Annotated in this window: 20 protein-coding genes; 15 read left to right on the forward strand and 5 right to left on the reverse strand. The window is 60.8% G+C overall.

Going from position 1 to position 25,284, the window contains the following annotated elements; genetic code table 11:
* The first annotated feature begins 13 nt into the window (after positions 1 to 13).
* The 7 genes from AC1RL5_RS26385 (at position 14) to AC1RL5_RS26415 (ending at position 7,835) form a co-directional block, all read left to right on the forward strand.
* Entirely contained in the window at positions 14 to 529 is a 516-nt protein-coding gene (locus tag AC1RL5_RS26385) for a DUF2059 domain-containing protein (protein ID WP_015636579.1), read from the forward strand.
* 12 nt (positions 530 to 541) lie between these two features.
* Entirely contained in the window at positions 542 to 841 is a 300-nt protein-coding gene (locus tag AC1RL5_RS26390; RefSeq protein WP_011062596.1) for a BolA family protein, read from the forward strand.
* 102 nt (positions 842 to 943) lie between these two features.
* Entirely contained in the window at positions 944 to 1,885 is a 942-nt protein-coding gene (gene trhO, locus AC1RL5_RS26395) for an oxygen-dependent tRNA uridine(34) hydroxylase TrhO (RefSeq protein ID WP_011062595.1), read from the forward strand.
* Positions 1,886 to 1,921: 36 nt separating this feature from the next.
* Complete coding sequence (locus tag AC1RL5_RS26400; protein WP_169892285.1) at positions 1,922 to 2,524, forward strand: DsbA family protein; 603 nt, start codon at positions 1,922 to 1,924, stop codon at positions 2,522 to 2,524.
* Positions 2,525 to 2,555: 31 nt separating this feature from the next.
* Positions 2,556 to 4,337, forward strand: a complete 1,782-nt coding sequence (locus tag AC1RL5_RS26405; RefSeq protein ID WP_169892275.1) for an ABC transporter ATP-binding protein — start codon at positions 2,556 to 2,558, stop codon at positions 4,335 to 4,337.
* Between the two features lie 208 nt (positions 4,338 to 4,545).
* Positions 4,546 to 7,005 carry an EAL domain-containing protein gene (locus AC1RL5_RS26410; RefSeq protein WP_041119425.1) on the forward strand — a complete coding sequence of 820 codons (2,460 nt, stop codon included), beginning with the start codon at positions 4,546 to 4,548 and terminating at the stop codon, positions 7,003 to 7,005.
* Positions 7,006 to 7,082: 77 nt separating this feature from the next.
* On the forward strand, positions 7,083 to 7,835 hold the full coding sequence (locus AC1RL5_RS26415) for an iron-containing redox enzyme family protein (RefSeq protein ID WP_220802812.1): 753 nt from the start codon (positions 7,083 to 7,085) through the stop codon (positions 7,833 to 7,835).
* Positions 7,836 to 7,931: 96 nt separating this feature from the next.
* On the opposite strand, the gene AC1RL5_RS26420 is transcribed toward AC1RL5_RS26415, so the two are convergent.
* The 5 genes from AC1RL5_RS26420 to AC1RL5_RS26440 form a co-directional block, all read right to left on the reverse strand.
* Entirely contained in the window at positions 7,932 to 8,858 is a 927-nt protein-coding gene (locus AC1RL5_RS26420; protein WP_011062590.1) for a GGDEF domain-containing protein, read from the reverse strand.
* A 370-nt stretch (positions 8,859 to 9,228) separates the two neighbouring features.
* Complete coding sequence (locus AC1RL5_RS26425) at positions 9,229 to 9,969, reverse strand: YciK family oxidoreductase (RefSeq protein WP_015636577.1); 741 nt, start codon at positions 9,967 to 9,969, stop codon at positions 9,229 to 9,231.
* A gap of 56 nt (positions 9,970 to 10,025) precedes the next feature.
* Entirely contained in the window at positions 10,026 to 10,697 is a 672-nt protein-coding gene (gene mupP / locus AC1RL5_RS26430; protein ID WP_011062589.1) for an N-acetylmuramic acid 6-phosphate phosphatase MupP, read from the reverse strand.
* Between the two features lie 3 nt (positions 10,698 to 10,700).
* Positions 10,701 to 11,399, reverse strand: a complete 699-nt coding sequence (gene ubiG / locus AC1RL5_RS26435; protein ID WP_011062588.1) for a bifunctional 2-polyprenyl-6-hydroxyphenol methylase/3-demethylubiquinol 3-O-methyltransferase UbiG — start codon at positions 11,397 to 11,399, stop codon at positions 10,701 to 10,703.
* A 62-nt stretch (positions 11,400 to 11,461) separates the two neighbouring features.
* Positions 11,462 to 12,793, reverse strand: coding sequence for a TRZ/ATZ family hydrolase (locus AC1RL5_RS26440; RefSeq protein ID WP_492589408.1), 1,332 nt, complete (start codon positions 12,791 to 12,793; stop codon positions 11,462 to 11,464).
* A gap of 109 nt (positions 12,794 to 12,902) precedes the next feature.
* Here AC1RL5_RS26440 and mtnA point away from each other — a divergent pair, with 109 nt between their 5' ends.
* The 8 genes from mtnA (at position 12,903) to rpsA (ending at position 25,108) form a co-directional block, all read left to right on the forward strand.
* Positions 12,903 to 13,979, forward strand: coding sequence for an S-methyl-5-thioribose-1-phosphate isomerase (mtnA, locus tag AC1RL5_RS26445; protein WP_093407815.1), 1,077 nt, complete (start codon positions 12,903 to 12,905; stop codon positions 13,977 to 13,979).
* A gap of 354 nt (positions 13,980 to 14,333) precedes the next feature.
* Entirely contained in the window at positions 14,334 to 17,003 is a 2,670-nt protein-coding gene (gene gyrA / locus AC1RL5_RS26450) for a DNA gyrase subunit A (RefSeq protein WP_011062585.1), read from the forward strand.
* 64 nt (positions 17,004 to 17,067) lie between these two features.
* The gene (gene serC / locus AC1RL5_RS26455; protein ID WP_072450984.1) at positions 17,068 to 18,153 is read left to right on the forward strand and encodes a 3-phosphoserine/phosphohydroxythreonine transaminase; all 1,086 of its coding nucleotides are present in this window, start codon (positions 17,068 to 17,070) and stop codon (positions 18,151 to 18,153) included.
* Positions 18,153 to 19,247 carry a prephenate dehydratase gene (gene pheA, locus AC1RL5_RS26460; RefSeq protein ID WP_011062583.1) on the forward strand — a complete coding sequence of 365 codons (1,095 nt, stop codon included), beginning with the start codon at positions 18,153 to 18,155 and terminating at the stop codon, positions 19,245 to 19,247. The genes serC and pheA overlap by 1 nt, the downstream gene beginning before the upstream one ends.
* A 10-nt stretch (positions 19,248 to 19,257) precedes the next feature.
* Complete coding sequence (gene hisC / locus AC1RL5_RS26465; protein WP_072450644.1) at positions 19,258 to 20,370, forward strand: histidinol-phosphate transaminase; 1,113 nt, start codon at positions 19,258 to 19,260, stop codon at positions 20,368 to 20,370.
* Positions 20,371 to 20,398: 28 nt separating this feature from the next.
* Positions 20,399 to 22,606, forward strand: a complete 2,208-nt coding sequence (locus AC1RL5_RS26470) for a bifunctional prephenate dehydrogenase/3-phosphoshikimate 1-carboxyvinyltransferase (protein WP_041752460.1) — start codon at positions 20,399 to 20,401, stop codon at positions 22,604 to 22,606.
* Positions 22,603 to 23,292, forward strand: coding sequence for a (d)CMP kinase (gene cmk, locus AC1RL5_RS26475; RefSeq protein ID WP_072442823.1), 690 nt, complete (start codon positions 22,603 to 22,605; stop codon positions 23,290 to 23,292). Before AC1RL5_RS26470 ends, cmk begins: the two co-directional genes overlap by 4 nt.
* 121 nt (positions 23,293 to 23,413) lie before the next feature.
* Positions 23,414 to 25,108, forward strand: a complete 1,695-nt coding sequence (gene rpsA / locus AC1RL5_RS26480) for a 30S ribosomal protein S1 (RefSeq protein WP_007931318.1) — start codon at positions 23,414 to 23,416, stop codon at positions 25,106 to 25,108.
* The last annotated feature ends 176 nt before the right edge of the window (positions 25,109 to 25,284 follow it).

Below are 25,284 nucleotides of genomic sequence, written 5' to 3' on the forward strand. Positions count from 1 at the left end.
TAAAGGAAACTCGATGACCCGTTTTCGTGCCATCTGTACCGCGGTTGTTCTGGTGTGTGCCAGCGGCCAGGTTCTTGCCGATACCGCCAGCCACAACGCCAGTGCCGAGGCCTTCCTGACCCTGGCCCATGCGGACAAGCTCGGTACCCCGGTGTACATGCAAGTTCAGCAAATGTTCGCCCAGCGCTTCGAGCAGACCAAAGCCCCGGAATCCAAGCGTGCCCTGCTGGAAACCTACCAGGCCAAGGCCAATGCCGCCCTGGACCAGGCCATTGGCTGGAACAAGCTGAAGCCGGACATGGTCAAGCTCTACACCAGCAATTTCAGCGAATCGGAGCTCAAGGAACTGGTGGCTTTCTATCAGTCGCCACTGGGCAAGAAAGTCCTGGAAAAAATGCCCCAGCTGACCCAGCAATCGGCGCAGATGACCCAGGCCAAGCTGGAAAGCGCGGTACCGGTGGTGAACAAGCTGCTGGCCGACATGACCGCCGAGCTCGAGCCCAAGGCTGCCCCGGCGAAGAAGAAGTAAGCGGAGCCCGCAATGACCATGCAACAACGTATCGAAGCGGCGCTCGGGGCATTGCAGCCCGAGCACCTGCAAGTGCTGGATGAAAGCCACATGCACAGCCGTGGCCTGGAAACCCACTTCAAGGCGGTACTGGTCAGCGAACAGTTCGCCGGCCTCAACAGCGTCAAGCGCCATCAGAAGGTCTACGCCACCCTGGGTGAGCTGATGGGCCAGTTCCATGCGTTGGCGCTGCACACTTATACGCCTGAGGAATGGTCGAAGATCGGTGTGGCTCCGGCTTCGCCGACCTGTGCCGGTGGCAGTCAGCATTAACCGCGGTTTTTTTGTTAGAATCCGCAACGCGCCGCTTATGCCGGCGCGTTTTTTTTTGCATCCGGTTCACCCTTTACGAGGGTAGCCACCTGGAGATTACCCATGGCACAACCTATTGTCGTGGCGGCACTGTACAAGTTCGTCACCCTCGAAGATTACGTCAACCTGCGTGAGCCCCTGTTGCAGGCAATGCTCGACAACGGCATCAAGGGCACCTTGCTGATTGCCGAAGAAGGCATCAACGGCACGGTTTCCGGCAGCCGCGAAGGCATCGACGGGCTGCTGGCCTGGCTGAAGAACGACCCGCGCATGGTGGATATCGATCACAAGGAATCCTACTGCGACGAGCAGCCGTTCTACCGCACCAAGGTCAAGCTCAAGAAAGAGATCGTTACCCTGGGCGTGCCCGGCGTCGATCCCAACAAGAAGGTCGGGACCTACGTCGAGCCACAGGATTGGAACGCCCTGATCAGCGATCCGGAAGTGCTGCTGATCGATACCCGCAACGACTATGAAGTGTCCATTGGCACCTTCGAAGGCGCCATCGACCCCAAGACCACCAGCTTCCGCGAGTTCCCGGACTACATCAAAGCCCACTTCGACCCGAGCAAGCACAAGAAGGTGGCGATGTTCTGCACCGGCGGCATCCGTTGCGAGAAGGCCTCGAGCTACATGCTCAGCGAAGGCTTCGACGAGGTGTTCCACCTCAAGGGCGGGATCCTCAAGTACCTCGAAGAGGTACCGCAGCAAGAGAGCAAATGGCAGGGCGACTGCTTCGTGTTCGATAACCGGGTCACCGTGCGCCACGACCTGAGCGAAGGCGACTACGATCAATGTCATGCCTGCCGTACTCCAGTGAGCGTCGAGGATCGTGCATCCGAGCACTATGTGCCTGGTATCAGCTGCCCGCACTGCTGGGACAAGCTGAGCGAGAAGACCCGCCGCAGCGCCATCGACCGGCAGAAGCAGATCGAATTGGCCAAGGCTCGCAACATGCCGCACCCGATTGGTTACAACTACAAGCAATCTTCTTCCGAGGCTTGAGCCATGTCTGCCCGCCTGCTCTATGTGATGGACCCGATGTGTTCATGGTGCTGGGGCTTTGCGCCCGTGGCCCAGGCCCTGGCGGAGCAGGCCCGGGCCGCCGGGGTCGAGGTGCACCTGGTGGTGGGGGGCTTGCGTACCGGTAGCGGTGCGGCCCTGGAACCCAATACCCGGCGCTACATCCTCGAGCACTGGCAGGCGGTGCACCAGGCCACCGGCCAACCGTTCGGCTTCGAGGGCGCCTTGCCCGATGGCTTTGTCTATGACACCGAACCGGCCTGTCGCGCCATCGTCACCGCACGTGGCCTGGCGGCGGACTGCGCCTGGACCCTGCTGGGGCTGATCCAGCAGGCGTTCTATGTCGAAGGCCGGGATGTCACCCTGGCCAGTGTGCTGGTGGAGCTGGCGGAGCGGGCAGGGGTACCGCGTATCGAATTCGCCGAAGCCTTCGACCGTGCCGAGCAGCATGTGGCTACCGCGGCGGATTTCACCTGGGTCCAGGACCTGGGAATCGCCGGCTTTCCTACCTTGCTGGCCGAGCGTAATGGCCAGTTGGCATTGCTGACCAACGGCTATCAGCCGCTGAGCGAGCTGTCCCCTCTGTTGGGGCGCTGGTTGGAGCGCGCCGCCTGTGCCTGAACCGGTGGATTCAAGCGTCAGCGGCAAGCCGATCGATCGCCTGAGCTGGGCGCATATCCGTCGCCTGGCTCTTGAGCACAAGAAATCTCTGTGGATCGCCAACGGCGTCGCTGTGCTGGCGACCCTGTGCAGTGTGCCGATCCCGCTGCTGCTGCCCTTGCTGGTGGATGAGGTGCTGTTGGGGCACGGCGATGCCGCTTTGCAGGTGATGAACCGCTTCCTGCCCCAGGGATGGCAGAGTGCCGCTGGCTATATCGGCCTGATGCTCATGGTGACGCTGATCCTGCGCTGCTCGGCGCTGGTGTTCAACGTGATTCAGGCGCGGCTGTTTGCCGGGCTGGCCAAGGACATCGTCTACCGCATCCGCGTGCGACTGATCGAGCGGCTCAAGCGCATTTCCCTGGGGGAATACGAAAGCCTGGGGGGCGGTACGGTCACCACTCACCTGGTCACCGACCTGGACACTGTGGACAAGTTCGTCGGTGAGACCCTCAGCCGCTTCCTGGTGGCCATGCTGACCCTGGTGGGCACAGCGGGCATCCTGATGTGGATGCACTGGAAACTGGCCTTGCTGATCCTGCTGTTCAACCCGCTGGTGATCTTCGCCACGGTGCAGTTGGGCAAGCGGGTCAAGCACCTGAAAAAGCTGGAAAACGACAGCACCTCGCGCTTTACCCAGGCCCTGACCGAGACCCTGGAGGCTATCCAGGAAATTCGCGCGAGCAATCGCCAGGGCTACTTTCTCGGGCGCCTGGGGCGGCGTGCCGAGGAGGTGCGGGACTACGCTGTGGCCTCGCAATGGAAAAGCGATGCCTCGGGCCGCGCCAGCGGGCTGCTATTCCAGTTCGGCATCGATATCTTCCGCGCGGCGGCGATGCTGACCGTGTTGTTCTCCGACCTGTCCATCGGCCAGATGCTGGCGGTATTCAGTTACCTGTGGTTCATGATCGGGCCGGTGGAACAGTTGCTGAACCTGCAATACGCCTACTACGCCGCGGGCGGCGCACTGACCCGGATCAACGAGCTGCTGGCGCGGGCCGACGAACCGCAGTACGGCCCGGGTGCGGACCCGTTCGTGGGGCGCGAGACCGTCGGCATCGAGGTCCGCGGCTTGAGCTTCGGCTACGGTGACGAGCGGGTGCTGGACAATATGGACCTGTCCATCGCTCCCGGTGAAAAGGTAGCCATTGTCGGTGCCAGCGGTGGCGGCAAGAGCACCCTGGTGCAGTTGCTGCTGGGGCTCTACACACCGCAGACCGGGGTGATCCGCTTTGGTGGTTCGACCCAGCAGGAAATTGGCCTGGAGACGGTGCGGGAGAACGTGGCGGTGGTGTTGCAGCATCCCGCGCTGTTCAACGACACCATCCGCGCCAACCTGGCCATGGGGCGCGAGCGCAGTGACGAAGCCTGCTGGCAGGCCCTGGAAATTGCCCAGTTGGACGCTACCGTCAGGGCCTTGCCGCAGGGGCTGGACAGCGTGGTGGGGCGTTCCGGCGTGCGTTTGTCCGGGGGCCAGCGCCAGCGCCTGGCGATTGCGCGGATGGTTCTGGCCGAGCCCAAGGTGGTGATCCTCGATGAGGCCACTTCCGCCCTGGATGCCGCCACCGAGTACAACCTGCATCAGGCCTTGACGCGTTTTCTGCGTGGGCGGACTACGCTGATCATTGCCCATCGCTTGTCAGCGGTAAAACAGGCGGACCGGGTTTTGGTGTTCGATGGCGGGCAGATTGCCGAAGATGGCGACCATCAGCAGCTGATTGCCGATGGCGGCCTTTACGCCAAGCTGTACGGGCATTTGCAGCAGGTTCGATAGCCTTGAGTTTTATCCGTCTTTCTGTGCTTAGTGCTTGAATTTCCTGGTGGAACAACCGTTTCAGCTTTAGTGCGGCGGCCCGTTTCCCCAGCCGGTCTGCGCCAGCGGCAGCCTGCCCTGCGCCGGTTCTGTGGAAATTGGCCTAACCTGTGCTGTCTGAGGCGCAACTACTGGGTGTTCATTTGGCTGTGCGCAAGCAAGGACCCTCATGAAGCAAAAGCGGACTTTCACAACGCCGCGCTTGTTGGGCATCGTCTGGCCCTTCATCGCCGTGGTGTTATTTCAAGCGCTGTTGGGCGGCCTCAGCCTGTACGTACTGTCGGCGGTACGGGGCTATGTGGCAGGTGAAAGCCTCTGGTCCAAGGGCCAGAAAGATGCCATCTACTACCTCAATCTGTATGCCGACAGCCGCGACGAAGGCACTTTCCTCAAGTACCAGAACGCAATTGCCGTGCCCCAGGGCGGGCATGAGTTGCGGGTTGCCCTGGATCACCAGCCACCGGATCTGGAGGCCGCACGCCTGGGCATCCTCAAGGGCGGCAATCACCCGGACGATGTCTCCAGCCTGATCTGGCTGTACCTCAACTTCCGTCATTTCAGCTACCTGGAAAAGGCCATCGATCTGTGGACCGTGGGGGACGGATACCTGTTGCAACTGGACACCGTGGCCCGGGAGATGCACCAGAGGATCGGCAGCAACAGCGCCAGCGAAGGCGACGTGCAGCGCTGGAAGAGTCAGATTTTCGCCATCAATGACGGCGTCACTCCCGCTGCCAAGGCCTTCAGCGATGCCTTGGGCGAGGGTTCGCGGGTGATCTTGCGGCTGTTGCTGGTGACCAACCTGGCAACCGCGCTGGTGCTGATTGCCCTGGCCCTGCTGCGCACGCACAAACTGCTGGCCCAGCGCCATGCCTTTGCCGACGCGCTGCAACTGGAAAAGGAGCGGGCGCAGATCACCCTGCAGTCCATCGGCGACGGGGTGATCACCACCGACGTCGAAGGTGCTATCGCCTACATGAACCCGGCGGCAGAGGACCTGACTCGCTGGAAGGCCGAGCAGGCAGTGGGGTTGCCCCTGGCAGCCTTGTTCAACCTGCTGGATGAAAATGCCCAGGCTGACGGTTTTACCCTCATCGAGCACATCCTCAGCGGTCAGCTCAGCGGCGGCAGCGAGCATTCCAAACTGATCCAGCGTCTGGACGGCAGCACGGTCTCGGTGACCCTGGTGGGGGCGCCAATCCGCAATGCCGGCAAGGTCAGCGGCACGGTGCTGGTGCTGCACGACATGACCCAGGAACGGCAATACATCGCCAACCTCTCCTGGCAGGCGACCCATGACGCCCTGACCGGCCTGGCCAATCGCCGGGAGTTCGAGTTCCGCCTGGAGCAGGCCCTGCACAGCCTGATTCGCCAGCCGGCACGGCATGCGCTGATGTTCCTCGATCTGGATCAGTTCAAGCTGGTCAATGACACCTGTGGCCATGCTGCCGGGGACGAGCTGCTGCGGCATATCTGCGCGCTGCTGCAATCGGGCCTGCGCGAAGGCGACACCCTGGCACGGCTGGGTGGGGACGAGTTCGGCATCCTCCTGGAAAATTGCTCGCCAGAGGCCGCGGAGAAGATTGCCGAGGGGCTGCGCCAGACCGTGCAGAATCTGCATTTCGTCTGGAAAGGCCGGCCCTTCGTGACCACCGTGAGTATCGGCCTGGTGCACATCGCCCAGACCCCGACCACCCTCGAAGCCTCGCTGAGAGCGGCGGACATGGCCTGCTACATGGCCAAGGAAAAGGGACGTAACCGGGTGCAGGTCTACCATGCCGACGATTCCGAGCTGTCGCTGCGCTTTGGCGAGATGGCCTGGGTCCAGCGTCTGCACATGGCGCTGGAGGAAAACCGCTTCTGCCTCTATTCGCAGGAGATCACCGCCCTGGGGCATGTCGAGCGTGGCGGCGGGCATGTGGAGATTCTGTTGCGCCTGCATGACGAGGCGGGCCGGATGATTCTGCCGGACAGCTTCATTCCGGCGGCGGAGCGCTACGGCCTGATGACCTCTCTGGACCGTTGGGTGGTACAGAACGTATTCAAGATCATTGCCCAATGCATTGCCGAAGGCCGTGAAGGGCCAATGGCAATGTGCGCCATCAACCTGTCGGGTATCACCATCGGTGATGATGCGTTTCTCGACTTCTTGCGCGAGCAGTTTGTCGTCTATGGCGTACCGCCAAAGTTGATCTGTTTTGAAATTACTGAAACCAGTGCGATTGCCAATTTGGGCAGTGCCATTCGTTTCATAAATGAACTCAAGGGCTTAGGCTGCCATTTTTCCCTGGATGATTTTTGTGCGGGAATGTCGTCGTTCGCTTATCTCAAACATTTGCCTGTAGACTTCCTCAAGATCGATGGAAGTTTCGTAAAGGATATGCTGGACGACCCGATTAACCGCGCCATGGTCGAAGTGATCAACCACATCGGGCATGTCATGGGTAAGCGCACGATTGCCGAGTTTGTTGAAACACCGCAGATCGAGCAGGCATTGCTTGAGATCGGCGTGGATTATGCTCAAGGCTACATTATTGAACGCCCGCAATTGTTCACCTGTGACAGCCTGCAGTGTCGACCCGTGAGACCACAGCCACTGTTGTTCAAGGCGCCCGGTACGTTCCGTTGAAACCTCTTTTGGATCCGTACATCACAATCAAAAGGAGCCCGACAGTGATCGACACATTCAGCCGAACCGGCCCGCTCATGGAAGCTGCCAGTTACCCCGCCTGGACCCAGCAATTGATCCAGGACTGCAGCGAGAGCAAGCGCCGCGTCGTGGAGCATGAGCTGTACCAGCGCATGCGCGATAACAAACTCAGTGCCAAAGTCATGCGTCAGTATCTGATTGGCGGCTGGCCGGTGGTTGAACAGTTCGCCCTGTACATGGCGCAAAACCTGACCAAGACCCGTTTTGCCCGCCATCCCGGCGAAGACATGGCGCGTCGTTGGCTAATGCGCAATATCCGGGTCGAGCTCAATCATGCCGATTACTGGGTGCACTGGAGCCGGGCCCATGGCGTGACCCTGGAAGACCTGCAGGCCCAGCAAGTACCGCCAGAGCTGCATGCCTTGAGCCATTGGTGCTGGCATACCAGTTCTGCCGATTCCCTGATCGTGGCCATTGCCGCCACCAACTATGCCATTGAAGGGGCCACGGGCGAGTGGTCGGCGCTGGTGTGTTCCAACGGCATCTATGCCGCGGCGTTCCCGGAAGAGGATCGCAAACGTGCCATGAAGTGGCTGAAGATGCATGCCCAGTACGACGACGCCCATCCCTGGGAAGCGCTGGAAATCATCGTCACCCTGGCAGGGCTGAACCCGAGCAAGGCCCTGCAGGTCGAGCTGCGTCAGGCCATCTGCAAGAGCTATGACTATATGTACCTGTTCCTGGAACGCTGCATGCAGCAGGAAAAGACTGCGGTGACCCGCGAGCGCCTGGCACTGGCCGAAGGCTGAGTCAGGGAATGTCGGGCGCTTCGATTGCCGCGCACGCTGGGCGTATGGGGTGATGAAGTTGCCCGTGCATCAACGGGGCAGGGCGCTACCTTGTGCTCAGCCCGCCATTGCCAGGCGGTTGCGCCCTTCGCGCTTGGCCACGTACAGCGCGCTGTCGGCGCGTCGCAACAGGCTTTCTGCGGATTCTCCCGGTAGCAGAGTCGAACATCCCAGGCTTACGGTAAGTTCGATCGGCTGACCATCGGCTCGGTAGTCCTGGGCCTGGGCGGCATGGCGCAGACGCTCGCCCACCATCGCTGCGGCTTCGCGCCCGGTGTTGGACAGCAGGATCAAGAACTCTTCCCCGCCAAAGCGAAACACCATGTCGACATTGCGCAATTGCCCCTTGATTGCCGCGGCAACGGCCTTGAGCACTTGATCGCCGGCGCTGTGGCCGTGGTTGTCGTTGATGCGCTTGAAATGATCGATGTCCAGCATCAGCAGCGACAGTGGAAGCAGGTGACGACGGGCCATTTCGATTTCCCGTTGCAGGGTCTGGTCCATGGCGATGCGATTGCCGGTATCGGTCAGTGGATCCCGCAGGGCGCTGCGAGTGGCGGCGCGATACAGCAGGGCATTGCGCATCGGGTACAGCAGGGTCGAGAGCAGCGATTCCAGGGAGCCCTGTTCTGATTCGCTGAAGCGCTGGTTGCGGCGAAAGACCAGCTCGCCCATCGGTTCGCCTTCGTGGCTCAGGCTGTAGCTGATGGAGTGATGGCCGCGCTGGCCGAACTCCAGGCGCAGGTCGCTCGGAGTGTGCTGGTACTGCAGGGCATCCAGGGGGACCAGGCGCTGAACCTCACGAAAGAACAGGCCCAGGATGCGTTGCGGTTCAAGGCTGGTCTGCAGCTGCAGGCCCAGTTGCTGGCGCAACTGGGCGAGGCTGATGGGCTGCTTGATCAGTGGCGACTGCTGGCCAAAGCCCAGGCGTTGCAATTTGGCGCTATCGAAGTCAATTGCGTTGGTCTGGGTCGGTGTTTTCATCTGAGCTTGAGCCCCCTGAGCACTGTGTACGGTCTAACTGCCTGGGTGAGAGCGGCTCAGAGCTGCGCGTCATACTGTTCCATCAGTCCCGTAGGACAACGCGCATATTTTAGGCCGTCTCGCCTGTGGCTATAAAGCCCTCAGCGCAAGCCGTTTTCCACAGCGTCAATGCACTGTGTATTGAGTGTCGTTAGAGCGAAACTCGTGCCATTCGGTTCATATTGGGAAAACTTGTTTGGATTCAGTAGCTTGGGTTTCGGCGTAAAAAGGCTGTCGTCAAAAATGACATTTGTTTGGCTTGAAACCTACGCGGGGTAGGCATTGCCGAGGCGTCGCGACGGTATTCCGTCGCGACGAACGGGAGGGGGTATTACTGCGCGTCGAAGGCTTGACCGTTGATCCCGGTGCTGTCCGGCCCCATCAGGTACAGATAGACCGGCATGATTTCTTCCGGGGTCGGATTGTTGCTGGGGTTTTCTCCCGGGTAGGCCTGGGCCCGCATGCTGGTGCGGGTGGCGCCTGGGTTGATGCTGTTGGCACGCACCGGAGCCACGGTGTCCAGCTCGTCGGCCAGGGTCTGCATCAAGCCTTCGGTGGCGAACTTCGACACGCCGTAGGCGCCCCAGTAAGCCCGGCCCTTGCGGCCAACGCTGCTGGAGGTGAAGACCACCGATGCATCCTGGGACAGCTTGAGCAGGGGCAGCAGGGTGCTGGTAAGCATGAACATGGCGTTGACGTTGACCTGCATCACACGCATGAAGTTCTCCCCGGAGAGCTGCTCCAGAGGCGTGCGCGGGCCGATGATCGAGGCGTTGTGCAACAGGCCGTCGAGGTGGCCGAACTCGGTTTCGATCATGGCCGCCAGTTCGTCGTACTGGTGCGGCAGGGCGGTTTCCAGGTTGAACGGGATTACCGCCGGCTGCGGATGGCCGGCCGCCTCGATGGCGTCGTAGACCTCGGTCAGGTTGGCTTCGGTCTTGCCCAGCAGCAGCACGGTGGCGCCATGAGCGGCAAAGGTCTTGGCGGCGGCGGCGCCGATGCCACGACCGGCGCCGGTGACCAGAATGACCCGGTCCTTGAGCAGTTCTGGGCGAGCGGAATAATCAAACATAAAAGGCCTCAACAGAAATTGGATCGTCCCCGGCGCTTAGCCGGGCATGCCGCTGCTCAGCAGCTGCACAGCGCGTTGTCCAGAACCTGGCGCAGTTCCAGCGGGTGACTGACCACCACGTCGGCGCCCCAGTGCCGTGGGTTGTCGTCCGGATGGATATAGCCATAGGTCACCGCAGCGGTCCTGGTGCCCGCATCGCGGCCGGATTCGATATCGCGCAGGTCATCGCCGACAAACAGCACGCTGGACGGGGCCAGGTCGAGCATCTTGCACGCCAGGATCAGCGGTTCGGGGTCGGGCTTGCTGTTCTTCACGTGGTCAGGGCAGATCAGCAGTGCCGAGCGCTCGGCCAGCCCCAGTTGCTGCATGATCGGCTCGGCGAAGCGCAGCGGCTTGTTGGTGACCACGCCCCAGACCAGGTGGGCCTTTTCGATATCTGCCAGCAGCTCGGCCATGCCGTCGAATAGCTTGCTGTGCACGGCGCAATGCTTGAGGTAGCGCTCGAGAAACTCCAGGCGCAGTTCCTCGAAGCCCGGGGATTCGGGGTCCATGGAGAAGGTCACCGCCACCATGGCGCGGGCGCCGCCGGAGATCTCGTCGCGAATGTGCTGGTCGGCGATGGGCGGCAGGCCGCGATCACGGCGCATGCCCTGGCACACCGCGATGAAGTCCGGAGCGGTATCGAGCAGGGTGCCATCCATGTCGAAGAGAACGGCTCTGATAGCCATGTCTTACTCCTCTCGCAGGGTCTGGATCATGTAGTTGACGTCCACGTCCGGGGCCAGCTTGTAGTGCTTGGTCAGCGGGTTGTAGGTCAGGCCGATGATGTCCTTGACGGTCAGGCCGGCAGAGCGGCTCCAGGCACCGAGCTCGGATGGGCGGATGAACTTCTTGAAGTCGTGGGTGCCGCGCGGCAGCAGCTTCATGATGTATTCAGCGCCGATGATGGCGAACAGGTAGGCCTTGGGGTTGCGGTTGATGGTGGAGAAGAACACCTGGCCACCGGGCTTGACCATGCGGAAGCAGGCGCGAATCACCGACGAAGGGTCCGGCACGTGCTCGAGCATTTCCAGGCAGGTGACCACGTCGAATTGCTCGGGCATTTCCTCGGCCAGGGCCTCGGCAGTGATCTGCCGGTACTCGACGTTGACGCCGGATTCCAGCTGGTGCAATTGCGCCACGGCCAGCGGGGCCTCGCCCATGTCGATGCCGGTCACGGTAGCGCCGCGCTGGGCCATGGCTTCGCTGAGGATGCCGCCGCCGCAACCGACGTCGAGGACTTTCTTGCCCGCCAGGCCGACCCGTTCGTCGATCCAGTTTACCCGCAGGGGGTTGATGTCGTGCAGGGGCTTGAACTCGCTTTCACGGTCCCACCAGCGATGGGCCAGGGCTTCGAATTTGGCGATTTCAGCGTGGTCGACGTTGCTCATGGGTAGTGCTCCAAAGCTAGAAAATTCTCTGTCGGGCCTCGAGCCTGTGCTCAAGGCCCGGGTTATGGGTGGTGGCCGCTGATGCGCCGGGCCCAGTCGCGGGCGGTAGCGCCCAGCTGATGCTCGTCCAGGCGGGTCAGGCGTCGGTCATCCAGCAGTTGCTTGCCGGCGACCCATACATGTTTCACGCAGTCTCGGCCGGTGGCGTAGATCAGTTGCGACACCGGGTCGTAGATCGGCTGCTGGGCCAGACCGGACAGGTCGAAGGCTGTCAGGTCTGCGGCCTTGCCGATCTCCAGGGAGCCCACTTGGCTTTCCAGGCCCATGGCCCTGGCGCCGTTGAGGGTAGCCATGCGCAGTGCGCGATGGGCATCCAGGGCGGTAGCCGACCCGGCCACGGCCTTGGCCAGCAGCGCGGCGGTACGGGTTTCCCCCAGCAGGTCCAGGTCGTTGTTGCTGGCGGCGCCATCGGTGCCTACCGCCACGTTGACTCCGGCCTGCCACAGGCGTTCTACAGGGCAGAAGCCGCTGGCCAGTTTCAGGTTGGATTCCGGGCAGTGAATGACGCTGGTGTTGGTTTCTACCAGTAAAGCCAGGTCGTCATCGCTGATTTGGGTCATATGAACGGCCTGGAAGCGTGGTCCCAGCAGGCCCAGGCGAGCCAGGCGCGCCAGTGGTCGCTCACCGTGCTGTTCCACGGATTGCTGCACCTCGTGGGCGGTCTCATGCACATGCATGTGGATCGCAGCGTCGAGTTCTTCGGCAATGATCCGGATTTTTTCCAGGTTCTTGTCGCCAACGGTGTAGGGTGCATGAGGGCCGAAGGTGATGTTGATCCGCGGATGGTGCTTGAGATCGCCGAACAGCTCTACGCCCTGGCGGATGGCTTCGTCGGCATCCTGGGCACCGGGAATCGGGAAGTCGAGAATGGGGATGGCGACCTGTGCTCGCATGCCGCTGTTGTGCACCCGCTCACTGGCAACCTTCGGGAAGAAGTACATATCCGAGAAACAGGTGATGCCACCCTTGATCTGCTCGGCGATGGCCAGGTCGGTGCCGTCGCGGACGAAGGCTTCATCCACCCACTCGGCTTCGGCGGGCCAGATGTGCTTTTCCAGCCAGGTCATCAGCGGCAGGTCATCGGCCAGGCCACGAAACAGGGTCATGGCGGCGTGCCCGTGGGCGTTGATCAGGCCCGGGGTGAGCAGAGTGTCGGGCAGTTCGCGGATTTCCGTGGCGCGATACTTCAAGGCCTCGGTGCGTGGGCCGATGAACACGATGTGCCCGTCACGAATGCCCAGGCCGTGTTCCCTGAGGACGACGCCGGCCGGCTCCACCGGCACCAGCCAGGTCGGGAGCAGCAGCAGGTCGAGCGCAATGTCGCGGTTCGGCATCGAATATCGGTCCAGGGCTTTATATAAAAGGATGGCGAAGTATACCCGAGCGTCCTGGCAGGGGGATCGCTATAATCGGCGGCTTTTGTTCATGAGTGCGGGGTGAGGGATGCGCGATCGTCTGTTGGCTGCGGAGAAAGTCAGGGCCATTGAATGGCGGGATAGCACTCTGTACCTGCTCGATCAGCGGGCCTTGCCTTTCGAGGAGTCCTGGATTGCCTATGACAGCGCCGCTGGAGTGGCCGAGGCGATTCGCTCGATGGTGGTCTGTGGGGCGCCGGCCATTGGCATCAGTGCTGCCTACGGCCTGGTTCTGGCAGCACGTGGACGATTTGTCGCAGGTGGCGACTGGTTTACGGCGCTGGAAGAGGATTTCACCTTGCTGGCGGATGCCGCTCCTGCGGCGGTAAATCTGTCCTGGGCGCTCAATCGCATGCGCGAGCGCCTGGAGCGGGTCAGGGAACATGCTGATCCGTTGGCAGCGCTGGAAGCTGAAGCCCTGGCCATTCATGAGAGCGATCGCGAAGCCAACCTGACCATGGCTCAGTTGGGTGTGGACCTGATCCGGCGGCATCAGGGCAACCCCCAGGCCCTGTTGACTCACAGCAATACCGGCGCCCTGGCCACCGGTGGTTTTGGCACGGCCCTGGGGGTGATTCGCGCGGCCTGGCTGGAAGGTATGGTGGAGCGGGTCTACGCCGATGAAACCCGGCCCTGGTTGCAGGGTTCGCGCCTGACGGCCTGGGAGCTGGCCAGCGAAGGCATTCCGGTAACGGTAAATGTCGATGCAGCCGCCGCGCACATCATGAAGACCAAGGGCGTGACCTGGGTCGTGGTGGGGGCGGACCGCATCACTGCCAATGGCGATGTAGCGAACCAGATTGGCACTTACCAGCTGGCGGTCAATGCCATGCACCACGGTGTTCGCTTCATGGTGGTGGCGCCCAGTTCGAGCATCGACATGAGCCTTGCCAGCGGTGATGACATTCCCTTGGCAGAGCGGGCGGGCGAGGAGTTGCTGGAGATCGCGGGCAAGCGCATGGGGGAGGGAGTAGAAGGCTTCAATCCGCTGTTCGATGTCACGCCAGCGGACCTGATCGATGCCATCGTCACCGAGAAGGGCGTTGTCGAGCGGCCGGACACGGCCAAGATGGCTCAATTGATGTGCCGCAAGCGCTTGCACTGACGAGTGTCCGGGCAAGTCGTCAGTGCCGGCTTCCCGGGAAAGCTGTCAGCTCAGAAAAAAGCGCTTAATTATGTGCGAATTTGGCCTCTGAGCCCCTCTCGTCTCTTATCAGGCTGTCACCGGTCAACTAACTATGCTCCATGCGCGTCAGGGGGATAGGTGCGTGGCGGCGATTGTGATAACATCCGGCGGTTTCCAAGGTGGTCCGACGCGGCTGCCTTCACTGCGCAAATCCATGGCATAACTTGTTGATTTGTCGTAAGTCGGTGCATGGCACTAGGCCTGCAGCGGCGAGCTTCGTTCGTCCCATATGGATGTGACGAAGTTTCACCAGAAAAAGGAATCAGGCTTCTCATGGGCGAACTGGCCAAAGAAATCCTCCCGGTCAATATCGAAGACGAGCTGAAACAGTCCTACCTCGACTACGCGATGAGCGTAATCGTCGGGCGGGCACTGCCTGATGCGCGCGATGGCTTGAAGCCCGTGCACCGGCGTGTGCTGTACGCGATGAGCGAGCTCGGTAACGACTGGAACAAGCCGTACAAGAAATCTGCCCGTGTTGTCGGTGACGTGATCGGTAAGTATCACCCGCACGGTGATACCGCGGTGTACGACACCATCGTTCGTATGGCCCAGCCATTCTCCCTGCGCTACCTGCTGGTAGACGGCCAGGGTAACTTCGGTTCGGTCGACGGCGACAACGCGGCGGCCATGCGATACACCGAAGTTCGCATGACCAAGCTGGCGCACGAGCTGCTGGCCGACCTGCACAAGGAAACCGTGGACTGGGTGCCGAACTACGACGGCACCGAGATGATCCCGGCGGTCATGCCGACCAAGATCCCCAACCTGCTGGTCAACGGTTCCAGCGGTATCGCCGTGGGCATGGCGACCAACATTCCGCCGCACAACCTCGGTGAAGTCATCGATGGTTGCCTGGCGCTGATCGACAATCCCGAGCTGACTGTCGACGAGCTGATGCAGTACATCCCCGGCCCGGATTTCCCGACCGCGGCGATCATCAACGGTCGCGAAGGCATCATCGAGGCCTATCGCACCGGCCGTGGCCGCATCTATATGCGTGCCCGCTCGATCATCGAAGACATCGACAAGGTTGGCGGCCGCCAACAGATCGTCATCACCGAGCTGCCTTACCAACTGAACAAGGCGCGGTTGATCGAGAAGATCGCCGAGCTGGTGAAAGAGAAGAAACTCGAAGGCATCACTGAACTGCGCGATGAGTCCGACAAGGACGGTATGCGCGTCGTGATCGAGCTGCGTCGTGGCGAAGTGCCTGAGGTGATCCTCAATAACCTCTACGCCCAGACCCAGCTGCAAGCAGTGTTCGGCATCAACATCGTGGCGCTGATCGACGGCCGTCCGCGGATCCTCAATCTCAAGGATCTGCTGGAAGCCTTCGTTCGTCACCGTCGTGAAGTCGTTACCCGGCGTACCGTGTTCGAGCTGCGCAAGGCTCGTGAGCGTGGCCACATCCTTGAAGGCCAGGCCGTTGCCCTGTCCAACATCGATCCGGTGATCGCCCTGATCAAGGCCTCGCCGACGCCGTCGGAAGCCAAGGAAGCGCTGATCAGCACCCCTTGGGAGTCCAGCGCGGTCATGACCATGGTCGAGCGTGCCGGTGCGGATTCCTGCCGCCCGGAAAACCTTGATCCGCAATACGGTCTGCGCGACGGCAAGTACTTCCTGTCCCCGGAACAGGCACAAGCCATTCTGGAGTTGCGCCTGCACCGCCTGACTGGCCTGGAGCACGAAAAGCTGCTGGCCGAGTACCAGGAGATCCTCAACCAGATCGGCGAGCTGATCCGCATCCTCAATAGCGCCACGCGCCTGATGGAAGTGATCCGCGAAGAGCTGGAAGTGATCCGCGCCGAATACGGCGACGTGCGCCGCACCGAGATTCTCGATGCCCGCCTCGACCTGACCCTGGGTGACATGATCCCGGAAGAAGAGCGTGTGGTGACCATTTCCCACGGCGGCTACGCCAAGACCCAGCCGCTGGCTGCCTACCAGGCCCAGCGTCGTGGCGGTAAAGGCAAGTCGGCCACAGGCGTCAAGGATGAGGACTACATCGCTCACCTGCTGGTTGCCAACAGCCACACCACGCTGCTGCTGTTCTCCAGCAAGGGCAAGGTGTACTGGCTGAAGACTTATGAAATTCCTGAAGCATCCCGTGCCGCACGCGGTCGTCCGCTGGTCAACCTGCTACCGCTGGATGAGGGTGAATACATCACCACCATGCTGCCGGTAGAGGAGTACACCGAAGGTCACTACATCTTCATGGCGACCGCCAACGGCACCGTGAAGAAGACCCCGCTGGAGTCCTTCAGCCGTCAGCGCAGCGTGGGCCTGATCGCCCTGGAGCTGGACGAAGGCGACGTGCTGATCAGTGCCGCCATCACCGATGGCGAGCGTGAAGTCATGCTGTTCTCCGACGGAGGCAAGGTCACTCGCTTCAAGGAGTCCGACGTGCGCGCCATGGGCCGTACCGCTCGCGGTGTGCGCGGCATGCGCCTGGCGGAAGGTCAGAAGCTGATTTCCATGCTGATTCCGGAAGAAGGCAGCCAGATCCTCACCGCCTCCGAGCGTGGTTTCGGCAAGCGTACCGCCATTGGCGAGTTCCCCGAGTACAAGCGTGGCGGCCAGGGCGTTATCGCCATGGTCAGCAACGAGCGTAACGGTCGCCTGGTTGGCGCGGTGCAGGTGCTGGATGGTGAGGAGATCATGCTGATTTCCGATCAGGGCACCCTGGTGCGTACTCGTGTCGACGAAGTGTCGAGCCTGGGCCGTAACACTCAAGGAGTGACCCTGATCAAGCTGGCCAGCGATGAAACCCTGGTGGGCCTGGAGCGGGTGCAGGAGCCATCGGAAATCGAGGGCGAAGAGTTCGAAGGTGAAGAGGGTGCTGAATTCGAGGGAGCCGTGCTGGATGCGGTTGCCGATACCGATGAGGCAGCCGAAGGCCAACAGGCAGACGCCGCAGGCGAAGAAGAGTCGCAAGACTAAATAAATCGTAGCAGGGCAGAGTGTTTGCTCTGTCCGCTACCGTGAATGCATAGCGAGAGTGGATGTGAGCAAACGAGCCTATAACTTCTGCGCAGGTCCCGCTGCGCTACCTGAAGCTGTCCTGTTGCGTGCCCAGGCCGAATTGCTGGATTGGCATGGCAAGGGCCTGTCGGTCATGGAAATGAGCCATCGCAGCGATGAGTTCGTTTCCATTGCCACCAAGGCCGAGCAGGATCTGCGTGATCTGCTGAATATCCCCTCGAACTATAAAGTGCTGTTTCTGCAAGGCGGCGCCAGCCAGCAATTTGCCCAGATCCCACTGAACCTGCTGCCCGAGGGTGGCAAGGCCGACTATGTCGACACCGGTATCTGGTCGCAGAAAGCCATTGAAGAAGCCTCCCGCTACGGGCAGGTGAATGTGGCGGCCACTGCCAAGCCTTACGACTATTTCGCAATTCCCGGCCAGAATGAATGGCAGCTGTCGCAAGATGCGGCCTACGTGCACTACGCGCCGAACGAAACCATTGGCGGCCTGGAATTCAACTGGATCCCGGAAACCGGCGACGTTCCCCTGGTGGCCGACATGTCGTCCGACATCCTCTCGCGCCCTGTGGATATCTCCCGTTTCGGCATGATCTACGCTGGCGCGCAGAAGAATATCGGCCCCAGCGGCATCCTGGTGAACATCATTCGCGAAGACCTGCTGGGGCGTGCCCGTTCGCTGTGCCCGACCATGCTCGACTACAAGGTCGCGGCGGACAACGGCTCGATGTACAACACACCGCCGACCCTGGCCTGGTACTTGTCCGGCCTGGTGTTCGAATGGCTCAAGGAGCAGGGTGGGGTGGAAGCCATCGCCAAGCTCAATGAGGTCAAGCAGCGCACGCTGTATGAGTTCATCGACGCCAGCGGCCTGTACAGCAACCCGATCAACAAGACCGACCGCTCCTGGATGAACGTACCGTTCCGTCTGGCCGACGATCGCCTGGACAAACCGTTCCTGGTGGGCGCCGAGGCTCGCGGCCTGTTGAACCTCAAGGGCCACCGCTCGGTGGGTGGCATGCGCGCTTCCATCTACAACGCCGTGGACATCAACGCAGTCAATGCGCTGGTGGCCTACATGGCGGAGTTCGAGAAGGAACACGGCTGATGTCTGAGCAAGAACTCAAGGCCCTGCGCTTGCGTATTGACGCCCTGGACGAGAAGGTCCTGGAACTGATCAGTGAGCGCGCGCGCTGTGCCCAGGAAGTGGCGCGGGTCAAGATGGGCTCCCTCGCCGAAGGCGAAGTGCCGGTGTTCTATCGTCCCGAGCGTGAAGCCCAGGTGCTCAAGCGGGTGATGGAGCGCAACCAGGGGCCGCTGGGCAATGAAGAGATGGCGCGCTTGTTCCGCGAAATCATGTCTTCGTGCCTGGCCCTGGAGCAGCCATTGAAAGTGGCCTACCTCGGTCCTGAAGGTACCTTCACCCAAGCCGCGGCCATGAAGCACTTCGGTCATGCGGTGATCAGCAAGCCGATGGCGGCGATCGACGAGGTGTTCCGTGAAGTGGCGGCCGGCGCCGTGAACTTCGGCGTGGTGCCGGTGGAAAACTCCACCGAGGGTGCGGTGAACCACACTCTCGACAGCTTCCTCGAGCACGACATGGTGATCTGCGGTGAAGTCGAACTGCGCATTCACCATCATCTGCTGGTGGGCGAGAACACCAAGACCGACAGCATCAGTCGCATCTATTCCCATGCCCAGTCCCTGGCCCAGTGCCGCAAGTGGCTGGACGCCCATTACCCGAATGTCGAGCGCGTGGCGGTGTCCAGCAACGCCGAGGCGGCCAAGCGGGTCAAGGGCGAGTGGAATTCGGCGGCGATCGCCGGCGACATGGCGGCAGGCCTGTATGGCCTGACGCGCCTGGCAGAGAAAATCGAGGATCGTCCGGACAACTCCACGCGCTTTTTGATGATCGGTAATCAGGAAGTGCCGCCGACCGGCGACGACAAGACCTCGATCATCGTGTCCATGAGCAACAAGCCCGGTGCCTTGCACGAGCTGTTAGTGCCATTCCACGACAATGGCATCGACTTGACTCGAATCGAGACCCGACCTTCGCGCAGTGGCAAATGGACCTATGTGTTCTTCATCGACTTCGTCGGCCACCACCGTGATCCGTTGGTCAAGGGTGTGCTGGAAAAGATCAGTCAGGAAGCAGTAGCACTCAAGGTGCTGGGTTCCTACCCGAAAGCGGTTCTCTGAGGCTTTAACAATGAGTGGCGACTTCCTCGCACTGGCACAACCAGGCGTGCAACAACTTTCGCCTTACGTTCCGGGCAAGCCCGTGGACGAACTGGCCCGTGAGCTGGACATTGATCCGGCCACCATCGTCAAGCTGGCGAGCAATGAAAACCCGCTGGGCGCCAGCCCCAAGGCCCTGGCGGCGATTCGCGACGAGCTTGCCGAGCTGACCCGTTATCCGGATGGCAACGGTTTTGCCCTCAAGTCCCTGCTGGCCGAGCGCTGCGGTGTGGAAATCGACCAGGTGACCCTGGGCAACGGTTCCAACGACATTCTGGAGCTGGTGGCTCGTGCCTACCTGGCGCCTGGCTTGAATGCGGTGTTCAGCGAGCACGCATTTGCCGTCTACCCCATCGTTACCCAGGCTGTCGGAGCCCAGGCTCGCGTGGTTCCGGCCAAGAGCTGGGGGCATGACCTGCCAGCCATGCTCAAGGCGATCGATGATCGGACCCGCGTGGTGTTCATCGCCAACCCGAACAACCCGACCGGTACCTGGTTCGGTGCCGAGGAGCTGGACGAGTTTTTGCAGGATGTACCGGCCCACGTGCTGGTGGTGCTGGACGAGGCCTATATCGAGTACGCCGAAGGCAGCGACCTGCCGGATGGCCTGGACTTCCTGGCGGCCTACCCGAACCTGCTGGTTTCGCGAACCTTCTCCAAGGCCTATGGCCTGGCAGCCCTGCGGGTCGGTTATGGGCTGTCGACCCCGGTGGTGGCGGATGTGCTGAACCGCGTGCGCCAGCCTTTCAACGTCAACAGCCTGGCCTTGGCTGCGGCTTGCGCCGCACTTGAGGATGTGGACTACCTGGCTGAGAGTCGTCGTCTGAACGAGGCCGGCATGCAGCAGTTGGAGGCGGGGTTCCGTGATCTGGGCCTGAGCTGGATTCCTTCCAAGGGCAATTTCATTGCCGTGGACCTGGGGCGTGAGGCTGCGCCGATTTTCCAGGGGTTGTTGCGCGAGGGGGTGATCGTGCGGCCGGTGGCCAACTACGGCATGCCAAATCATTTACGTATCACCATCGGCCTGCCGGCGGAAAATACTCGTTTCCTTGAGGCTTTGGCCAAGGTTCTGGCCCGTGCTTGATGTCATTCCAATGCAATCTGCTGTGCCTATGATCGGTCGCCTGGTGGTGATCGGCCTGGGGTTGATTGGCGGTTCCTTTGCCAAGGGTTTGCGTGAAAGTGGCCTGTGTCGCGAGGTAGTCGGTGTCGATCTGGATCCGCAGTCCCGCCAGTTGGCGGTCGAACTGGGGGTGGTGGATCGCTGTGAAGAGGATCTGGTCCTGGCTTGCCAGGGCGCCGATGTGATTCAACTGGCGGTGCCGATCCTGGCCATGGAAAAGCTGCTGGCTCTGCTTGCCGGCATGGATCTGGGCCAGGCGGTGCTGACCGATGTCGGCAGCGCCAAAGGCAATGTGGTGCGCGCTGCGCAAGAAGCTTTTGGCGGCATGCCTGCGCGTTTTGTCCCGGGGCATCCCATTGCGGGCTCCGAGCAGAGTGGTGTGGAAGCCTCCAACGCGCAGCTGTTTCGTCGGCACAAGGTGATCCTTACGCCTCTGGAGCAGACTGATGCCGCGGCGCTGGACCTGGTCGACAGGCTTTGGCGTGAGCTGGGGGCGGATGTCGAGCACATGCAGGTCGAGCGTCACGATGAAGTCCTGGCGGCGACCAGCCATTTGCCGCACCTGCTGGCGTTCGGTCTGGTCGATTCCCTGGCCAAGCGCAGTGAAAATCTCGATATCTTCCGTTACGCTGCGGGCGGGTTCCGCGATTTCACGAGAATCGCCGGCAGCGACCCGGTCATGTGGCACGACATCTTCCTTGCCAATCGCGAGGCGGTACTGCGCACACTCGATACATTTCGCAACGACCTCGACGCTCTGCGTGACGCGGTCGATGCAGGGGACGGGCATCAATTGTTGGGCGTATTCACTCGCGCCCGGGTTGCCCGCGAGCATTTCGGTAAAATCCTGGCCCGCCGGGCCTATGTGGACGCTATGAACTCCAACGATCTGATTTTTCTGGCAAATCCTGGTGGCCGCCTGTCTGGGCGGATTCGTGTACCGGGCGACAAGTCGATTTCTCACCGCTCGATCATGCTTGGCTCGCTGGCTGAGGGCACCACTGAAGTGGAAGGTTTCCTCGAGGGTGAAGACGCTCTGGCGACCTTGCAGGCTTTTCGCGACATGGGCGTGGTCATCGAAGGGCCGCATCATGGTCGTGTGACCATTCATGGTGTTGGCTTGCACGGCTTGAAGCCGGCTCCGGGGCCGATCTACCTGGGGAACTCCGGTACCTCGATGCGCCTGTTGTCGGGCTTGCTGGCTGCACAAAGCTTCGACAGCACGTTGACTGGCGATCCGTCCCTGTCCAAGCGTCCGATGAATCGTGTGGCGAACCCGCTGCGGGAAATGGGCGCGGTCATTGAGACTGCTGCCGAGGGTCGCCCGCCGATGGTGATTCGTGGCGGTCATAAGCTCAAGGGGCTGACCTACACCTTGCCGATGGCCAGTGCGCAGGTTAAGTCCTGCCTGTTGTTGGCGGGTTTATATGCCGAAGGGAAAACCACGGTCACCGAGCCGGCTCCGACCCGTGACCATACTGAGCGCATGCTGCGTGGCTTCGGCTACTCGGTGAGTGTCGACGGCGCCACGGCCTCAGTCGAATCCGGCGGCAAGCTCAAGGCAACCCATATTGAGGTGCCTGCGGACATTTCTTCCGCGGCGTTCTTCCTGGTGGCTGCATCCATTGCCGAAGGTTCCGAACTGGTGTTGGAGCACGTGGGCATCAACCCGACCCGTACAGGTGTGATCGATATCCTACGGTTGATGGGCGCTGACATTCGTCTGGAAAACCAGCGCGAAGTGGGTGGCGAGCCGGTTGCCGATCTGCATGTGCGCGCCGCCAAGCTCAAGGGGATCGAGATTCCCGAAGAGTTGGTACCGCTGGCAATCGATGAGTTCCCTGTGTTGTTCGTCGCGGCCGCTTGCGCCGAAGGGCGCACGGTGCTGCGTGGCGCTGAAGAACTGCGGGTCAAGGAGTCTGACCGTATCCAGGTGATGGCTGATGGCCTGCTGACCCTGGGGGTCAAGTGCGAACCGACCCCGGACGGCATCATCATCGAGGGTGGCCAGATCGGCGGCGGGGAGGTTCATGGGCATGGTGACCACCGTATCGCCATGGCTTTCAGTGTTGCCTCGCTGCGCGCCAATGCGCCGATCCGCATTCATGACTGCGCCAACGTCGCGACCTCGTTCCCGAACTTCCTTGCGCTGTGCGCGCAAGTGGGGATCCGTGTCGCGCAAGAGGCCCAGTCGTGAATATCAAGGCGCCGGTGATCACCATCGATGGGCCGAGTGGTTCGGGTAAGGGCACCATTGCCGGGAAGCTAGCCAAGCATCTGGGCTGGTGTCTGCTGGACTCCGGAGCGCTGTACCGGCTGCTGGCGTTCGCTGCGCGCAATCATGGCGTCGATCTGACCAATGAAGAGTCGCTGAAATTGTTGGCGGCTCACCTGGATGTGCAGTTTCTCGGGGCTACCGAGAACCATCCGCAGCGGATCATTCTTGAGGGTGATGACGTGACGGATGACCTGCGCAACGAGCAGGTCGGGGCCTGGGCTTCTCAGGTTGCGGCGTTGCCTGCTGTGCGAGACGCCCTGCTGCAGCGTCAGCGTGCCTTTCAGGAGCCGCCGGGGTTGGTTGCCGATGGCCGCGACATGGGAACCGTGGTGTTTCCCGACGCTCCGTTGAAGATTTTCCTGACTGCCAGTGCCGAGGAGCGTGCTCGTCGCCGTTACTTGCAGTTGAAGGGAAAGGTCGATGGTGTTAGTCTGTCGAGTCTGCTAGATGAGATCCGTACGCGTGATGAGCGCGATACCCAGCGAGCGGTGGCCCCGCTCAAGCCGGCGGCTGACGCCATACAGCTGGATTCCACGGAGTTGTCCATCGATCAGGTGTTGCAACGCATCTTGAGTGAAATCGCCATTCGCGATATCACCGGGTGAACAAGAAGGGTTGCAGGGGACCAGTCATAGTCCTGCGATCGTTCTTTTATATGAACGTAACCCACATCGTCTGGGATGTGGCAGATGGGCGGATTCTTCGCCCTTATCAACAGGAATTAAAATGAGCGAAAGCTTTGCGGAACTCTTTGAAGAAAGCCTAAAAACCCTGAACCTTCAGGCAGGCTCCATCATCACCGGTGTTATCGTCGACATCGACTACCAAGCGCGTTGGGTAACCGTTCACGCTGGTCTGAAGTCTGAAGCGCTGATCCCGCTTGAGCAGTTCTACAACGATGCTGGCGAACTGTCCATCAATGTTGGTGATGAAGTTCACGTTGCTCTGGATTCGGTTGAAGACGGCTTTGGTGAAACCAAGCTCTCCCGTGAAAAAGCCAAGCGCGCTGAATGCTGGATCGTTCTGGAAGCAGCTTTCGCAGCCGAAGAAGTGGTCAAGGGCGTTATCAACGGTAAGGTTAAAGGCGGCTTCACTGTCGACGTTAACGGCATCCGTGCGTTCCTGCCAGGTTCTCTGGTTGACGTCCGTCCAGTGCGCGACACCACGCACCTGGAAGGCAAAGAGCTCGAGTTTAAAGTCATCAAACTCGACCAGAAGCGCAACAACGTTGTCGTTTCCCGCCGCAGCGTCCTCGAGGCCGAGAACTCCGCTGAGCGTGAAGCTCTGCTGGAATCCCTGCAGGAAGGTCAGCAAGTCAAAGGTATCGTCAAGAACCTCACCGATTACGGCGCATTCGTCGATCTGGGTGGCGTCGATGGCCTGCTGCACATCACCGACATGGCTTGGAAGCGTATCAAGCATCCTTCCGAAATCGTCAACGTTGGCGACGAGATCGATGTCAAGGTTCTGAAGTACGATCGCGAGCGCAATCGTGTTTCCCTGGGCCTGAAGCAACTGGGCGAAGATCCATGGGTTGCTATCAAGGCTCGTTACCCAGAAAGCACCCGCGTTACCGCTCGTGTAACCAACCTGACCGACTACGGTTGCTTCGCTGAGCTGGAAGAAGGCGTGGAAGGCCTGGTACACGTTTCGGAAATGGACTGGACCAACAAGAACATCCACCCTTCGAAAGTCGTACAAGTCGGCGACGAAGTGGAAGTTATGGTTCTGGACATCGACGAAGAGCGTCGTCGTATCTCCCTCGGCATCAAGCAGTGCAAGTCCAACCCATGGGAAGACTTCTCTGGCCAGTTCAACAAGGGCGATAAGATCTCCGGCACCATCAAGTCGATCACCGATTTCGGTATCTTCATTGGTCTGGACGGTGGCATCGACGGTCTGGTTCACCTGTCCGACATCTCCTGGAACGAAGTGGGCGAAGAAGCCGTACGCCGTTTCAAGAAGGGCGACGAGCTGGACACCGTTATCCTGTCGGTTGACCCTGAGCGCGAGCGCATCTCCCTGGGTATCAAGCAACTGGAAAGCGATCCGTTCTCCGAGTACGTTCAAGAGAACGACAAAGGCGCAATCGTTAAGGGTGTTGTAAAAGAAGTTGACGCCAAAGGCGCCATCATCACCCTGGCTAACGATATCGAAGCTACTCTGAAAGCCTCCGAAATCAGCCGTGACCGCATCGAAGATGCGCGTAACGTTCTGAAAGAAGGCGAAGAAGTTGAAGCCAAGATCATCAGCGTTGACCGTAAGAGCCGTGTAATCCAGCTCTCGATCAAGTCGAAAGACGTTGAAGACGAGAAAGAAGCTATCCAGAGCCTGCGCGACAAGCCAGCTGCTTCGGATATCGCTGCTGGTCCTACTACTCTGGGTGACCTGCTGCGTGCACAAATGGAAAAGCAGAACTAAGTTCTGTCAGACCATAAAAAAGGGCGACTTCGGTCGCCCTTTTTTGTGCCTGAAATTCGAGAGGGTCAGAGCAGGGGGCCGGGGAAACCAATCTGTGCAATGAGTTGTCTCTTTCTTAGGTGGGTTGGCTGCCGTGTCAGGGTCTAGGCTTACCCAATGGGTGCATTACTCAAGCA

Source organism: Pseudomonas sp. GW822-FHT06D10 (assembly GCF_058799535.1).

Bases quoted from the DNA above. Each gene is read 5' to 3' on its own strand.
- ubiG (WP_011062588.1), bottom strand. From the start codon at position 11,399: ATGAGCAACGTCGACCACGCTGAAATCGCCAAATTCGAAGCCCTGGCC.
- AC1RL5_RS26415 (WP_220802812.1), top strand. From the start codon at position 7,083: ATGGAAGCTGCCAGTTACCCCGCCTGGACCCAGCAATTGATCCAGGAC.
- AC1RL5_RS26440 (WP_492589408.1), bottom strand. From the start codon at position 12,793: ATGCCGAACCGCGACATTGCGCTCGACCTGCTGCTGCTCCCGACCTGG.
- hisC (WP_072450644.1), top strand. From the start codon at position 19,258: ATGAGTGGCGACTTCCTCGCACTGGCACAACCAGGCGTGCAACAACTT.
- mupP (WP_011062589.1), bottom strand. From the start codon at position 10,697: ATGGCTATCAGAGCCGTTCTCTTCGACATGGATGGCACCCTGCTCGAT.
- AC1RL5_RS26420 (WP_011062590.1), bottom strand. From the start codon at position 8,858: ATGAAAACACCGACCCAGACCAACGCAATTGACTTCGATAGCGCCAAA.
- rpsA (WP_007931318.1), top strand. From the start codon at position 23,414: ATGAGCGAAAGCTTTGCGGAACTCTTTGAAGAAAGCCTAAAAACCCTG.
- AC1RL5_RS26470 (WP_041752460.1), top strand. From the start codon at position 20,399: ATGATCGGTCGCCTGGTGGTGATCGGCCTGGGGTTGATTGGCGGTTCC.
- gyrA (WP_011062585.1), top strand. From the start codon at position 14,334: ATGGGCGAACTGGCCAAAGAAATCCTCCCGGTCAATATCGAAGACGAG.
- AC1RL5_RS26425 (WP_015636577.1), bottom strand. From the start codon at position 9,969: ATGTTTGATTATTCCGCTCGCCCAGAACTGCTCAAGGACCGGGTCATT.
- AC1RL5_RS26410 (WP_041119425.1), top strand. From the start codon at position 4,546: ATGAAGCAAAAGCGGACTTTCACAACGCCGCGCTTGTTGGGCATCGTC.
- AC1RL5_RS26385 (WP_015636579.1), top strand. From the start codon at position 14: ATGACCCGTTTTCGTGCCATCTGTACCGCGGTTGTTCTGGTGTGTGCC.
- mtnA (WP_093407815.1), top strand. From the start codon at position 12,903: ATGCGCGATCGTCTGTTGGCTGCGGAGAAAGTCAGGGCCATTGAATGG.
- trhO (WP_011062595.1), top strand. From the start codon at position 944: ATGGCACAACCTATTGTCGTGGCGGCACTGTACAAGTTCGTCACCCTC.
- AC1RL5_RS26400 (WP_169892285.1), top strand. From the start codon at position 1,922: ATGTGTTCATGGTGCTGGGGCTTTGCGCCCGTGGCCCAGGCCCTGGCG.
- pheA (WP_011062583.1), top strand. From the start codon at position 18,153: ATGTCTGAGCAAGAACTCAAGGCCCTGCGCTTGCGTATTGACGCCCTG.
- AC1RL5_RS26390 (WP_011062596.1), top strand. From the start codon at position 542: ATGACCATGCAACAACGTATCGAAGCGGCGCTCGGGGCATTGCAGCCC.